At 50.5% G+C, this 14,442-nt stretch carries 14 protein-coding genes and 1 tRNA gene; 12 read left to right on the top strand and 3 right to left on the bottom strand.

What is annotated here, in order from left to right:
• Nucleotides 1–145 precede the first annotated feature (145 nt).
• The 7 genes from Q0E49_RS01805 (at nt 146) to Q0E49_RS01775 (ending at nt 8,950) form a co-directional block, all read left to right on the top strand.
• The gene (locus Q0E49_RS01805; protein WP_295746072.1) at nt 146–892 is read left to right on the top strand and encodes an amino acid ABC transporter ATP-binding protein; all 747 of its coding nucleotides are present in this window, start codon (nt 146–148) and stop codon (nt 890–892) included.
• 128 nt (nt 893–1,020) lie between these two features.
• Nucleotides 1,021–2,832 (top strand): excinuclease ABC subunit UvrC, encoded by a 1,812-nt coding sequence (gene uvrC / locus Q0E49_RS01800; RefSeq protein ID WP_295746070.1) that lies wholly within the window; start codon nt 1,021–1,023, stop codon nt 2,830–2,832.
• Between the two features lie 60 nt (nt 2,833–2,892).
• Entirely contained in the window at nt 2,893–4,206 is a 1,314-nt protein-coding gene (gene obgE, locus Q0E49_RS01795) for a GTPase ObgE (RefSeq protein WP_295746068.1), read from the top strand.
• Nucleotides 4,207–4,234: 28 nt separating this feature from the next.
• A complete protein-coding gene (gene rnz, locus Q0E49_RS01790) occupies nt 4,235–5,179 on the top strand; it encodes a ribonuclease Z (RefSeq protein ID WP_295746066.1) in 945 nt (314 codons plus the stop codon).
• A complete protein-coding gene (locus Q0E49_RS01785) occupies nt 5,176–6,009 on the top strand; it encodes an SDR family oxidoreductase (RefSeq protein ID WP_295746063.1) in 834 nt (277 codons plus the stop codon). Before rnz ends, Q0E49_RS01785 begins: the two co-directional genes overlap by 4 nt.
• A gap of 80 nt (nt 6,010–6,089) precedes the next feature.
• Nucleotides 6,090–8,426 (top strand): single-stranded-DNA-specific exonuclease RecJ, encoded by a 2,337-nt coding sequence (gene recJ, locus Q0E49_RS01780; RefSeq protein ID WP_295746060.1) that lies wholly within the window; start codon nt 6,090–6,092, stop codon nt 8,424–8,426.
• A 5-nt stretch (nt 8,427–8,431) separates the two neighbouring features.
• A complete protein-coding gene (locus Q0E49_RS01775; protein ID WP_295746056.1) occupies nt 8,432–8,950 on the top strand; it encodes an adenine phosphoribosyltransferase in 519 nt (172 codons plus the stop codon).
• Between the two features lie 67 nt (nt 8,951–9,017).
• Here Q0E49_RS01775 and Q0E49_RS01770 read toward each other — a convergent pair whose 3' ends face one another.
• Nucleotides 9,018–9,464, bottom strand: a complete 447-nt coding sequence (locus Q0E49_RS01770; RefSeq protein ID WP_295746052.1) for a nucleoside 2-deoxyribosyltransferase — start codon at nt 9,462–9,464, stop codon at nt 9,018–9,020.
• 74 nt (nt 9,465–9,538) lie between these two features.
• Complete coding sequence (locus tag Q0E49_RS01765; protein WP_295746049.1) at nt 9,539–10,738, bottom strand: acetyl-CoA C-acetyltransferase; 1,200 nt, start codon at nt 10,736–10,738, stop codon at nt 9,539–9,541.
• 111 nt (nt 10,739–10,849) lie between these two features.
• Between Q0E49_RS01765 and Q0E49_RS01760 the strand changes: the two genes are divergently transcribed.
• From Q0E49_RS01760 to Q0E49_RS01750, 3 genes are all read left to right on the top strand, one after another.
• Complete coding sequence (locus Q0E49_RS01760; RefSeq protein WP_295746046.1) at nt 10,850–11,473, top strand: DUF308 domain-containing protein; 624 nt, start codon at nt 10,850–10,852, stop codon at nt 11,471–11,473.
• A gap of 101 nt (nt 11,474–11,574) precedes the next feature.
• A tRNA-Ser gene (locus Q0E49_RS01755) sits at nt 11,575–11,662 on the top strand.
• Between the two features lie 91 nt (nt 11,663–11,753).
• The gene (locus Q0E49_RS01750) at nt 11,754–12,914 is read left to right on the top strand and encodes a hydroxymethylglutaryl-CoA synthase (RefSeq protein ID WP_295746044.1); all 1,161 of its coding nucleotides are present in this window, start codon (nt 11,754–11,756) and stop codon (nt 12,912–12,914) included.
• Nucleotides 12,915–13,093: 179 nt separating this feature from the next.
• Here the strand turns inward: Q0E49_RS01750 and lexA are convergent, their stop codons facing one another.
• The gene (lexA, locus tag Q0E49_RS01745) at nt 13,094–13,720 is read right to left on the bottom strand and encodes a transcriptional repressor LexA (protein ID WP_295746041.1); all 627 of its coding nucleotides are present in this window, start codon (nt 13,718–13,720) and stop codon (nt 13,094–13,096) included.
• A 153-nt stretch (nt 13,721–13,873) separates the two neighbouring features.
• Here lexA and Q0E49_RS01740 point away from each other — a divergent pair, with 153 nt between their 5' ends.
• Together Q0E49_RS01740 and Q0E49_RS01735 are read left to right on the top strand one after the other, a co-directional pair.
• Nucleotides 13,874–14,125 carry a DUF896 domain-containing protein gene (locus Q0E49_RS01740; protein WP_295746039.1) on the top strand — a complete coding sequence of 84 codons (252 nt, stop codon included), beginning with the start codon at nt 13,874–13,876 and terminating at the stop codon, nt 14,123–14,125.
• 77 nt (nt 14,126–14,202) lie between these two features.
• A complete protein-coding gene (locus Q0E49_RS01735) occupies nt 14,203–14,433 on the top strand; it encodes a YneF family protein (protein WP_295746171.1) in 231 nt (76 codons plus the stop codon).
• The last annotated feature ends 9 nt before the right edge of the window (nt 14,434–14,442 follow it).

Raw genomic sequence — 14,442 nt, 5'->3', positions numbered from 1 at the left:
CGTTTGCTTAATGCTACCATGAATTACAAACACAGGCAATTATTCAAATTGATGAATAATTAAACAAAATTAAACTAAACCATTGCATAATAAACCATGTAGGGTATAATAGTGCTATTAATTAAAGATTGCGGGAGGAATATCCATGGCAGCACAGACGATGATTGAAATCCAACAGTTAAAGAAAGCCTTTGGTGACAACGTTATTCTGGAAAACATCAGCGAAAAGGTCAACAAGGGGCAGGTAATTTGCGTCATCGGTCCGTCTGGCGCTGGCAAGTCAACGTTTTTGCGTTGCCTGAACCTTTTGGAAAAGCCGACGAGTGGGAAGATTCTCTTTGAGGGAACCGACCTAACACAGCTGGGGGCCGCGGACGTTCAAAAGATGCGGGCCAAGATGGGAATGGTTTTCCAAAGCTTTAACCTCTTTCCCAACATGACGGTCCTGGACAACGTCAAACTGGCGCCGATGAAGGTTAAAAATATGCCAGAGAAAGAAGCAGAAGCAGAAGCTAAGAAACTGCTGGAGCAGGTCGGAATGGGTGACAAGGCCAATGCTTACCCGATGAGCCTTTCGGGTGGTCAGCAGCAGCGGGTGGCGATTGCCCGGAGCTTGGCGATGAAGCCAGAAGTAATGTTGTTTGACGAACCAACTAGTGCGCTTGATCCCGAGATGGTGGGGGAAGTGTTAAAAGTTATGCAGCAGCTGGCCAATAATGGTATGACGATGGTTGTGGTCACGCACGAAATGGGCTTTGCCAAGAGCGTTGCCGATCAGATTTGGTTCATGGCCGATGGTTATATTCAGGAGACGGGGACGCCTGAGGAATTCTTTGCCCACCAGCAAACTAAGCGGGCGCAGGAGTTTATGCAAAAGATCTTGGAAGCTTAACAGAACGGTTTGTCATTTAATAAGGAACACTAGTCTTGGCGGCAGGACTAGTGTTTCTTTTTCTTTGCCTTGGTTACGGCAAATGAGATAAAATATTATATTGATATTTACGGGAAGGAGGAGCATTGATGGCCAGTGAACACCTTGAACGAAAGTTAGCCTTACTACCTGATCGGCCGGGTTGTTATATGATGAAAGATATTAACGGGAAGATTATCTACGTCGGTAAGGCAAAAAATTTAAAAAATCGGGTACGTTCCTACTTTAAGAGTAGTCATACTGGTAAGGTGGCGGCGATGGTCTCGCAGGTCCACGACTTTGACATCATCGTTACCGACTCGAATAAGGAATCATTCCTGCTGGAAATTACGCTGATTCAGGAACACCAACCGTATTACAACATCAAACTGCTGCACACCACGGGATACCCGTATATTAAAATTACTAACGAACGGGACCCGCAGATTAAAATCACTGGTCAGGTTGAACACGACGGGGCCTACTACTTTGGTCCGTACCCGAACGTTACTGCTGCTGAAGGAACGGTCAACTTTATTCAAAAGGTTTATCCTCTCCGTCGTTGTAATGGTTATCAGGGGCGACCGTGTCTTTACTACCACCTTGACCAGTGCCTGGGAGCTTGTTTTCAAGAGGTGCCCAAAGAAACTTATGACCGGCAGATTGAACGAATTAAGTCATTTTTAAATGGTAATACGGGTGAAGTCAAAAAACACTTGGTCGCAAAGATGAAGGCAGCTTCTGCCCAAATGGAGTACGAACGGGCTGCCGAAATTCGCGACCAGCTGCACTATATTGATGTGACGGTTGAAAAGCAAAAAATCATTAGTAACGATAAAACGCCACGGGATATTATTAACTTTTACCTGGACAAGGGTTGGTTGTCTATCCAAGTGTTCTTTATTCGTCAAGCCCGGTTAATGAAGCGGGAAAAACGGCTCTTCCCGGTAGTGGACACCGCTGAAGAGGAAATGACCAGCTTTATCTTGCAGTTCTACCAGCGGAAAAATAACCTCCTGCCAAAAGAAATTCTCTTACCAGCGGGACTGCCCAACCACGAAATCAGTGACATTTTGGGCGTCCCAGTTCGGACGCCGCAACGAGGGGAAAAGCGTCGGTTAATGAAACTGGCGGCCGAAAATGCGGAATTGGCGTTAAACGATAAGTTCCGCTTGATGGCGATGGATACCGAGAAGACAACTGGTGCCATGAAAGAAATTACTGATGCGCTTGGGTTACCAGCTGGTCATAAGATTGAGGCCTTTGACCATTCGCATATCCAGGGAGCCGACCCGGTAAGCGCGATGGTAGTGTTTGTGGACGGCAAGCCAGCAAAAAAGCTTTACCGGAAGTACAAACTGAAAACGGTGATTAATCACGCTGATGAGGCTGCCAGCACCAGGGAAGTCATTCGCCGGCGTTACTCGCGGTTGCTCAAGGAAGGACAGCCAATGCCGGACATGATTTTTATGGACGGTGGTCAAATTCAAATGGATGCGGTCAAGGACGTCTTGGTTAACGAATTAGACTTAGCTATCCCGGTAGTGGGGATGGTTAAAAATGACAAGCACAAGACTGCAGACTTGCTGTATGGCAGTGGCGATCAGCATGTTCACTTGAATCCGCGTAGTCAGGGGTTTTACCTGGTTCAGCGGATCCAAGATGAGGTGCACCGCTTTGCCATTACCTTTCACCGGAAAACACATACCAAGCACTCATTAAGCTCGCGCTTAGACCAGATTCAAGGGGTTGGTCCGCGGACGCGGACTAAGCTGCTCAAGAATTTTGGGTCGATTAACGCGATTGCTGATGCCCCGGTAGCGCAAATTCATGAGCTGGGGATTCCCAATAAAACCGCCCAGCTGATCAAATTGTCCTTGCAGAAACACGCTGACGTCAACCGCGGGAGTAGCCACGACTGATTTTGACGGTTGCTGAACAATCGAATATACTAGCAATATCAAGGAAAAGGAACGAGATAGATGAATACTTTTGTGGATCAAATTAAGATTGAGGCCCACGCCGGTCGGGGTGGCAACGGCATGGTTGCTTTCCGCCGAGAAAAATACGTCCCGAATGGTGGCCCCGCTGGTGGTGATGGTGGCCGTGGCGGCAGTATTATTTTAAAAGTCGACCCGGGTTTGCGGACCCTGATGGATTTCCGTTATCACCGCATTTTTAAGGCGGCAAACGGGATGGCCGGTGGGAGTAAGCAAAAGACCGGTGCTTCGGCACAGGATACGGTCGTTGCTGTCCCAGCCGGTACCACCGTGAAGGACCTGGATAGTGGTCAGGTCATCGGGGACCTGGTTAAAGACGGCCAGGAATTAGTCATTGCCCATGGTGGTCGTGGCGGCCGTGGAAACATCCACTTTGCAACACCGAAGAATCCGGCACCTGAAATTGCCGAAAACGGCGAGCCGGGCGAAGACTCCTACCTGGAGTTAGAGTTGAAGATGTTGGCTGATGTCGGTCTCGTGGGATTCCCGTCCGTTGGGAAGTCTACTCTGCTGTCGGTGGTTACCGGTGCCCGGCCCAAAGTAGCAGCTTACGAGTTTACCACCCTGGTGCCTAATTTAGGGATGGTCATGCTCGATGACGGTCGTGACTTTGCTATGGCTGACATGCCTGGTTTGATCAGCGGAGCAGCCAAGGGCGTCGGTCTCGGCTTGAAGTTTCTCCGGCACATTGAACGGACCCGTGTTCTCCTGCACTTGGTGGACATGAGTAGTGAGGACCCGGAACAGGCGTTGGACCGCTTTCACGTTATTAATCACGAGCTGGCCGCGTATGATCCAGAATTGTTGAAACGACCGCAGATTGTCGTGGCCACGAAGATGGATATGCCTAACAGTGCTGAGAACTATGCACACTTCAAGGCACAATTGGCGGCTGATGACACCTTACCTGAATCACCTCAATTAATGGCCATTTCGGCACTAACTCACCAGGGGACGCGTGAATTAATGCTGGCAACGGCAGACTTACTTGACCAAACGCCGTCATTTGATGCCAATAGTCATGACGAGCAGGAGGAAAGCACAGTTGAGTACCGGCCACGGCAAAAGAGCGAGGCTGACTTTGAGATTACTCGTGATAGTGCGGGAACGTGGCTGGTCAGCGGCAAGAAACTGGAACGCCTGCTAGCAATGACCGACTTAACTCACCAGGACAGCCAGTTGCGGTTTGCCCGTCAGCTACGGCGGATGGGCGTTGATGCTGCACTGCGCAAGCGGGGCATTAAGGACGGAGAAACGGTTCAGATTGGTGACTTTGCCTTTGAATTTGTCCAATAGGAAAAGAAGCAGAAAGGCTGACGATTAGATGGAACTTGAATTTTTGGGAACGGGTGCGGGCTCACCCAGCAAACTGCGTAACGTTAGCAGCACTGCCCTGAAACTACTGGATGAACGAAATGCGGTTTGGCTGTTTGATGTTGGCGAGGCGACTCAGCACCAGATCTTGAAAACAACAATCCGTCCGCGCAAGATTGAGAAGATCTTTATTACCCACCTTCACGGGGACCACATTTATGGCCTGCCGGGACTCTTATCTTCCCGTTCTTTTCAGGGCGGAAGTGGTCCGCTGACTATTTATGGGCCGGCAGGGATCAAGGATTTTGTTTTGACTTCCCTGCGGGTGAGTGGGACGCGGCTTGCTTACCCCCTGCACTTTGTTGAGCTGACTCGTGGCGGCATTATTTTTCAGGATAAGACCTTTACGGTCACTGCCGCTAAGTTGGACCACAACATTGCCTGTTTTGGTTACAGAATCGTTGAAGCTGATCACCCGGGAGAGCTACTGGTAGATAAGCTGCGAGCCGATAATATCCCTTCGGGTCCAATCTATGGTCAACTGAAGGCCGGCAAAACGGTGATCTTAGCGGATGGCCGAACAGTGGATGGCCGCCAGTACATTGGTCCGGCGCAACCCGGCCGGATTGTTGCCATTATGGGTGATACGCGGCCAACAGACAATACGGTCAAGTTGGCACATAACGCAGACGTGCTGGTTCACGAAGCGACCTTCGATAAGAGTGAGTCGCGCATGGCCAAAAAGTATTATCATTCAACGTCAGAACAGGCTGCCAAAATTGCCCAAAAGGCGGGCGTGGGTAAGCTATTGCTGACGCATATCTCAGCACGTTATGTTGGCAAGGCGGCCTATCAGTTGGCTTACCAGGTGCGGGACGTTTTCCCGCAAACCTGGGTTGTGAATGACTTTGAAGTGGTTAAGATCCCGTTTGTGGGGGAGGAGCAATCAAAATGATGAGTCGGATGAAATCACTACGAAAGCTGAAAAACAAAGTGGTCTTGATTACCGGTGGTTCCCAGGGAATTGGTAAGGCGTTAGCACTGGAGGCCGCCCGCCGTGGCGCAATCGTAGTCGTGTGTGCCCGTAGTTTGGACCTCCTGCAGCAGGTGTCACGGCGCTGTTTGGTGCTGTCTGGACGGCCGTCGTTTGCCTACCAGCTAGATGTCACTGACCCCGATCAAACCGACCGCGTCTTAACAAAGATTCGGCACGAGGTGGGCGACATTGACGTGCTGATTAATGCTGCCGGCTTGGGCGACATGACTGCGGCTGTCAAAGAATCACTGTCAATGATGAACCGGATGGTCAACGTTAACCTCCTGGCTACCATGTATTTGAGCCGTTGTGTGGCCAAGCAGATGATGGATCAGGGTTACGGGGCAATCATCAATATTGGTTCTCTCGCTGGTAAAATTCCGACGCCACATGCAGCAGCCTATTCAGCAACTAAGGCCGGGGTCATCCAGTTCAGCAATGTCCTGCGGATGGAAGTGGCTGACTATGGTGTTCAGGTCTTAACGGTCAACCCGGGACCGGTGGATACAGCTTTCTTTGACCGGGCAGACCCGAGTGGTGATTACCTCTCACACTTGCCGGACAATATGATGATTTCAACGGATAAGCTGGCGTCAACTGTTTGGGATAATGTCGGCTATAAGACGCGGGAAATTAATGTTCCTGGCTATACGGGGACACTGAGTTGGATTTACCAAATTATCCCGGGGCTTGGTGACTGGGCAATCAAACGGTTTTTCAATTTCCAGCAGCATAAAGAACTACTGTAATTGGTAGTGGTAAAAGCAAAGTGGCTGCAACAGGTTAGCTGGTGCAGCCGCAATTATTTTGAGAAAGAGTGTGAAAGTTAATGGCCAAGTCACATTACCAGTGGCAGTATCCGGCAGAGGTGGATGCTGCCCTGGTCAAGCAGATCCAGCAGGCTGATGAACTACCGGCAGCGGTTGCGGCCATTTTGGTCCAACGCGGGTGCCATTCGGTAGAAGAAGCGGAGGCCTTCCTTCACCCGAACGACCCGTCAACAATTGTGGAACCGGCGGCCCTCCATGACATGGACAAGGCAGTAGCACGGATTGAGCAGGCCGTCGAAGCTGGTGACAAAATTACGGTTTACGGTGACTACGATGCTGACGGCATCACGAGTACTTCGTTGATGTATGAAACGTTGTTGACGCTGGGCGCAAACGTTAACTACTACATTCCAGACCGTTTTCAGGATGGGTACGGACCTAATCCGGCGGTCTATCAGCGCTTAATTGATGACGGGACGAAGTTAATCGTGACCGTTGACAACGGAGTGGCTGGTTGGAAAGCGTTAACACTGGCCCATGAACGGGGAGTGGACGTGGTGGTGACCGACCACCACCAGTTTGCTGACCACATACCACCGGCGGTAGCGATCGTTCACCCACGGTACCCGGGAGCAGACTATCCTGGTGGCGACTTATCTGGAGTGGGAGTTGCCTTTAAAGTGGCCTGGGCACTGTTGGAGGAATTTCCTGAGGAATTGTTAGACTTGGTTGCGATTGGCGAGATTGCCGACGTGGTTTCTGTTGCTGGTGAAAACCGGACGCTGATTAGTCTGGGGTTGCAACGGATGCGGCAAAAGCAGCGTTTGGGGCTTCATGCGCTGGCCCAGTTGGCCGGAGTTGATGAGGACAACGTCACGACTGAAGACATCGGCTTTCAAATCGCGCCACGGCTGAACGCACTTGGCCGGGTGGCAAATGCCAATGACGGAGTTCGGCTGCTGACGACTCTGAACCCGGCAGAAGCCAAATCGCTAGCCGACAAGGTTGATCATGATAACCAGCAACGTCGCCAGTTAGTCGACCAAATTACCACGCAGGCGACACAGCAGGCCTTGTCAGCTGCTAACCAGCAGCGACAAACCCTGCTTATCTGCGGACGCGGCTGGCACCAGGGTGTATTAGGAATTGTTGCTTCCCGGCTTGTCGAAGCGACGGGCAAACCGACAATTGTTGCCAGCACGGACGACGGGCAGCTCTATAAAGGATCTGGCCGTAGTTCTGCGGGCTTCAACCTCTTTGAGGCACTGGATGGGCACCGTGACCTGATGACAGCCTTTGGTGGCCACAGCCAGGCTTGTGGGCTGTCCTTCAAACAGCCAGTGTTGGACAAGCTTCGGGCGGCCTTCGAGGCGGCGGCTGCTGACCAGCACCTGGCGGACAAGGGACCGGCACAATTGATGATTAGCGGTCAGCTATTACCGGAAGAGATTAACCTCCTCCTGGCTAAGCAGGTTCGCCGGCTGGACCCCTTTGGTCCCGACAACGAAACGCCTGTCTTTGAAATCAAGCAGCCGCAAATCACCAGTGTGTCAACCATGGGCAAGGACAACAACCACCTGCGGGTGAACATTGCTGGACAGCGCGGGCGGCAGACCATCGTGGCCTTTAACCAGGGGAAACTTGCTCCGGCATTAACGGCTGCGCCCGCCGGGAGCGTGAACTTTGCCGTTACCCTGAACATTAACCAGTGGAAGGGTAAACAAAGTGTTCAACTAATGCTCAAGGACCTCCAGTTAACGGCCGCAGAGGTTGTTGATTCCCGCACTCGACAGTTGACACCGGCGATGTTTAGGGAAAAAAGCAATTACGTCATTTATGGTGAACGCCTGCGGAAAAACGTGGTGGGACACGCGAACGGGAAAGTGCTGAGCCCCGAAGAAGCCCGGCAAGTCGACTTTGCGGGGCAAAATGTCACAATCGTTGACTGCCCACCCAGTATTGGTGAACTGGCGGCTGATATGATGAGCTCGCAGCAGCCAGCAAAGCTGCGTTTATTATTGTGGTCACAGTCAGGACAACAAGGCGAAGCGGTTCCGGACCGTCATCATTTTGCTGCGCTCTATCGCTTGCTGAAGAACCACCGGCAAATCACCTGGCCTGCTGGCATGAAACAGCTAGCCGCCGAGTTAACAATTGCTCCCCCAACTGTAAAATTTATGATTCAGGTGTTTTATGATGGGGGATTTGTTACAATAAAAGATGGTTTGCTGAGCTTGAACCCGTCACCTGACAAGGTGGCCCTTAGTTCGTTGCCGACTTACCGGCGGCGCCTTGCTCGTCTCCAGGCTGAAAAACTGCTTTTGGACAGCGACCAGCGGCGGTTGACCGCCTGGGTTTATGAACAGCTGAAAAACACATGGATTAAAGGAGTTTAGAACGAATGACCGTTGATTATTACAAAATTGTCGATAGTATTCCGGACTTTCCGGAGAAAGGAATTGTTTACCGCGACATTATGCCACTGATGGCTAATGGCGAGGCTTTTCACCAGGCAATTGGCGAGATTGTTAGCTACGCAAAAGATAAGCAAGTTGACATGGTTGTTGGTCCTGAAGCTCGCGGATTCATCGTTGGCTGCCCAATTGCCTATGAGTTGGGTGCTGGGTTTGCTGCCGCTCGTAAAAAGGGGAAGCTACCGCGGGAAGCGGTAAGTGCCTCGTATAACCTTGAGTACGGGACGGCAACCCTGCAGATGGAAAAGGACGCCATCAAACCGGGGCAGCGGGTCCTGGTAGTTGACGACTTGCTTGCCACCGGCGGGACGATTGGGGCGACGATTGACCTCGTTCACCAGTTAGGCGGCGAAGTTGTGGGTTGTGCCTTCATCATCGAATTAAAAGACCTGCATGGTCGCGATAAGCTGACCGGCTATGACGTTAAAACTTTGATGCAATACTAAAACGAAAATCCCCATCAGTCTTGGCTTACCAAGTGATGGGGATTACTTTTTTAGTGGTGATTAGCAATTAAAAAGTCTTGCCAGTATATGCCCGGTGCGGAAGCTGGTTGAAGTCATATTTTGCCAGCTCTTCAACGTCCTTGGTGTAGAACCGCAACGCCTGACCAATCATTAGGTTCAGCGGTTCGTCAAGTTCCTGCAGACAAACAACCGGGGTTTGGGACGCAAAGGCATAGCCAACTTCAAAGGCGGTGCCAGAGTCCATATTTTGGTGAACAAAGTCGGTAACAGCGCAAACGACATCGGCCTTGTCGATCTCTTCAGTGTCTAGCTGGAAGACGCGGTGTGCCCACTGTGGAGTAAATTGTTGGCCATTGTCATCGGTAGTATTGGTGGCCATTGGCGAGAAGAAACTATCGACGGATGGGTTAGCCTTTAATGCTCTTTCAACGCGGTGAATACGGTCGATTTGCTGGTCGCTAAAGAAGGGGCCAGCAAGATAAATACGTGCCATGGTTGATTCCTCCTTGATGTCATTATCTTACATGATCACGAACATTATCGCAATAGGATTAAATAAAATTCGTTTTAATCATTGCTGCCGTGAAATAGGGCAGCCGCGCCCATCCCGCCACCGACACAAAGGGCGGCAATTCCGTATTGACTATGACGACGGCTCATTTCATAGGCGAGGGTGACAACGATTCGTGCACCAGATGCAGCCAGGGGATGACCAAGGGCAATGGCACCACCGTTCGGGTTCACCCGCGAAGCTGGTAACTGTAGCTCACGGATGACCGCCAGTGACTGGGCGGCAAAAGCCTCGTTAATTTCAAACAAATCGACTTGGTCGAGACTTAGCTGGCTTTTGGCCATTAGCTGACGGATGGCAGGAATAGGGCCTAAGCCCATTACGGCCGGGTCGAGCCCCACCAATGATCCTTCGTCCCAGCGGGCCAGCGGAGTGAGCCCCAGTTGGTTGACTAGCTCACCACTGGCTAAAATAACAGCTGCTGCCCCATCATTTATCCCGGAAGAATTTCCCGCGGTGACGACCCCGTGGGGCGAAAAGGCTGGTTTGAGCTGTGAGAGTTTAGCCAGCGATGAATTAGGGCGGGGGCCTTCATCTAACGTGATTGTTTTGCTTTGCCCGTGTTTGAGGGGAACCGTTACCGGAACAATTTCGTCAGCAAAGCGACCGGCTTGTTGGGCGGCAATTGCTTTTTGCTGGCTATCCTGGGCAAACTGGTCTAGTTTTTGTCTGGTCAGTTGGTATTGCTCAGCGACATTTTCAGCAGTCTGCCCCATCGAATAGTGGTGGAAAGCGTCGATGAGGCCATCATTTTGCAGCGCATCAACGAGCTGACCATCACCTAACCGGTAGCCACGGCGCGCATTTCTTAAGAGGTAAGGAGCGTTACTCATGCTCTCCATTCCGCCAGCGAGCACGGCGGACATTTCACCCGCGCGGATTAGCTGGGCTGCCAGGTTAATACTGTGAAGGCCGGAAGCACAGACGTCGTTAACGGTCGTTGCCGGAACGGTCTGACTTAGTCCAGCATTGATGGCGACTTGCCGTGCGGGGTTTTGACCGTTGCCAGCCTGGAGTGCGTTACCAAAGAAGACCTGGTCTATTAATTCTGGTTTGATGTGCGAGCGGTCGATAGCAGCTTTGGCGGCGATAGTACCGAGTTGGACTGCTGAGAGACCAGCGAGGGTGCCGTTCATTTTGCCAATGGGCGTTCGTGCGGCACCAATAATGTAGACGGAAGACGATGATGTGCTCATAATTCATTTCCTTTCGCTGATTTATTAAAAAATGACTACGCCTATTGTATCTAAGCGGGAAATGAAGCACAATAAATAAAGTATTTTACACAGGAAAGAGAAGGGAACGTTATGATTTTTCTTGCACTATTTGGCGGCCTAATGCTGATTTTAAGCGGGTTTTACCTAGCAAATTCGTGGATGGAGTATCACGAATGGAAGTGGGCGACCCTGCTGGTGATTGCTAGTTTGGCAATGACGGTCATTGGGGTAGTGAAGTTGCCATACTGGCACCATTCCAGCAATAATGCCGCTAGTTCTAGTAGCCAGCCAACTTCGCCGAAGCAACGGGCTGCGGCTAACTCTGGAAGCCTCCAGCAGTTTGCCAACCAGATGTCGATCGCGGGCGGTAATACTGCCAGCCAGGAACAAAAGGAATCGGCAGTTTTGCGGCAGTTGCAAAAGGCTTACAGCAAGCTGGGGACGGTTTCCTTTGATTCAGCTGACAAGACCTTTAAGGTGACGCCAACCAATGACGAGATGAAACAAGCACTCAGCCAGCTGTCACAAAGACCGGACCAGGCTGACCAGATGGGGTGGCCCAAATTTACCAAGTCCATTCGGGAAACGTCCTCGCAGCTGGATAACGTCTTGGGAAATGGGTACTCAATTTCCCTGCTTAACCCGAGTGACGATTCAAAGGCTCTTTATACCGCGAAGGACGGTAAGACCACCTTTGATATTGCTAACCAGTAGACAAGTAGTGCTTCAGCAGCCAGGCAATTTGTGACAATCATTTGGGAGAATTAACTTTACCTTCAGTTGAGATGTTGGTATAATAATGATTGTTCAATTTTGGAGAGTTGGCAGAGCGGTAATGCATCGGACTCGAAATCCGACGAACCGGGTAAAACCGGCGCGCAGGTTCGATTCCTGTACTCTCCTTGCTTGCTGTTGATGAATAACAGCTCAGAGAACCCCGTCAAGCATCGCTTCGACGGGGTTTTCACATCTTTTATCAGAGGGGCAATGAAGAATGCAGATTGGGATTGACAAGTTGAGTTTCGCAACAACGCCGTTTTATTTGGACCTGGTTGAACTGGCCCGGGCACGCGACGTTGACCCAAATAAGTACTTAATCGGCATTGGCCAGGAAAAGCAGGCAGTGGTTCCGCCAACGCAGGACGCAGTAACGCTGGGGGCCGCAGCGGCTTTAAAGCTTATGACACCGGCATTAAAAGAACGGATCAGCACCGTCTTGGTAGCGACTGAGTCGGGGGTTGATAACTCGAAGGCGACGGCGGTTTACATCAAACGGCTGTTAGGGCTTTCGCGGTTTACCCGGGTTGTTGAGCTCAAGGAAGCCTGTTACGCAGCAACTGCTGGCGTGATGATGGCCAAGGGACTAGTGGCCACTGACCCACAGTCCGTGGTGCTAGTGATTGGCACAGATATTGCTCGCTACGGGCTTAATACACCGGGTGAAGTTACCCAGGGCGCTGGGGCAGTAGCGATGACTATTACTGCTAATCCCCGCTTGCTATCATTAGACCAGGTTAGTGTGACGGCTAGTGATGATCTCATGGACTTCTGGCGTCCGCTATATTCCGAGGACGCGATGGTTGACGGCAAGTATTCAACCCAGGTCTACATCGACTTTTTCTTGCAGACCTTTGAACGTTACCAAGAAATGACCGGGCGGCAGTGGGCGGACTTTGATGCCTTGCTCTTTCACCTGCCTTTTACCAAGATGGGGAAGAAGGCGCTTGAAGCATTGCTGGGTGACCATGATGATCCCGATAGTCAGCGTTTGCGGGCGGCCTTGACCGCCAGCCAGCAGTATTGCCGGCAAGTTGGCAACCTTTATACTGGGTCGCTCTATCTGAGCCTTTTGTCTTACTTGCAAAATGGTCAAGCTCGTCCCGGACAACGACTTGGCCTATTCAGCTATGGTTCTGGTGCCGAGGGTGAGTTTTACAGTGGAGTGCTGCAACCGAACTTTGAAAACCAGCTCAACGACGTTGCTGCCGATCTGGCAACTCGTCAGCAGTTGAGCGTTGCGGAATATGAAAAATCCTTTAACGGTCAGTTGGGACTGGCAGACACAGATGTCAGCTTTGATACCAGCAAAGACCCCTCGCCATTCTGGCTGACTGGCCAAGGAGGACACCAGCGTCAATATCAAGTTAATCAGTAAAACTAAAGGAGCGAGGTGATGTTGACTAATTGGCATCGCTTCGCTCCTTTTTCTTTTTGGCGACCCGACCAATCTTCATATTTGTCGGGTGTCCAAAATAAAAATTGCTAGTTTTCATCGTGAGTGAAAACTAGCAATTGATTTTTCATTTAGTTTTTACAAGCGTGCCGATCAGCAAACTAGTCAATCGTGTCCCGCATGAGGCCAACTACCTTACCGAGGATGCTTACGTGATTTAACATGATCGGTGCCATATCATCGTTTTCTGGTTGCAGCCGGTAATGACCATCTTCCTTAAAGAATCGTTTGCAGGTGGCTTCGTTGTCTTCAGTCATGGCGATGACGACTTCACCGTTTTCCGCAGTTTCTTGCCGTCTGACGATGACTTTGTCACCATTCAGAATCCCCATGTTGATCATACTGTTACCGTGGATTTCCAGCATGAAGAGGTCGTCATGGTCATTCATTGTTGGTGGGACAGGGTAGTAGTCAGTAATGTTTTGGTCAGCAAGGATTGGCTGCCCCGCGGCAACCGTCCCTAGTAGAGGTATTTTATCCGGGTGGGTTTTGACTCCCAGCACTTCCCGGCCGGCTGCTGTAATTTCGAGCGCCCGCGGCTTGGCTGGGTCGCGGTGGAGAAAACCTTTAGTAATGAGGCGGTTAATGTGGCCGTGGACGGTCGAAGTTGACGACAGGCCAACGGCGGCACAAATTTCCCGGACTGTTGGCGGATAGCCCTGGTTTTCCACTTGCTGGTAGATGAAGCTCAGTACTGCCATTTGTTTATTTTGTCCTGACTTTGCCATAATATCCCCCGTAGTTGTTCGTTTGTTGATAGTCTTAGTTTATCATAAAAAGAGTAATCTTCAAACATATGTTCGTGAATTGGGCCCGTTTTCTTGATAAAAGGTAGTTGCTTTTGTACACTTAAGATATTAGAAAATGAACGAGGTGCTCTTATGGCAAAGGAAAATGAACAGGATCAACTGCTGAAACGGATTAATGAGTTGGCAAAGAAAAATAAGGCCGAGGGACTCACAACCGCTGAAAAGAAGGAACGTGAACGGCTTCGCCAGCAGTACCTGGCTAACTTTCGCGCAGCTTTCCGTAGTAACCTCGAACATACGAAGTTTTACAACCGAGAAGGGAAAGAGGTTACTCCCGAAAAATTACGGCAGGCACAGCGGAAAAGCGGTTTAAGAAAGGACTAAGTTGATAATTAGCCTTTTCAACGGCGCTGAGATTGTGTAAGATAGTTGAGTGAATCGTAATTTCAAGGAGGAAAAAGATAGTGTCCGGTTTAACAATTCTTTTCATCATTATTGCCCTAATCTTCGGGGTAGTTATTGGCTTTTTCGGCGCACGCCGTTACATGGAAAATTATCTGCGCAACAACCCACCGATCACTGAAGACATGCTACGTTCAATGATGATGCAGATGGGCCAGAAGCCATCGAACCGTAAGCTGCACCAGATGATGCAGACAATGAAGGTTCAAGCAAAAAAGGCTAATAAGTAAAAAATAAGG

Source organism: uncultured Limosilactobacillus sp. (assembly GCF_934202235.1).
Taxonomy (GTDB): Bacteria; Bacillota; Bacilli; order Lactobacillales; family Lactobacillaceae; genus Limosilactobacillus.
Note: the sequence above shows the minus strand (reverse complement) of the source record. Positions and strands in the feature narration are given on the sequence as shown.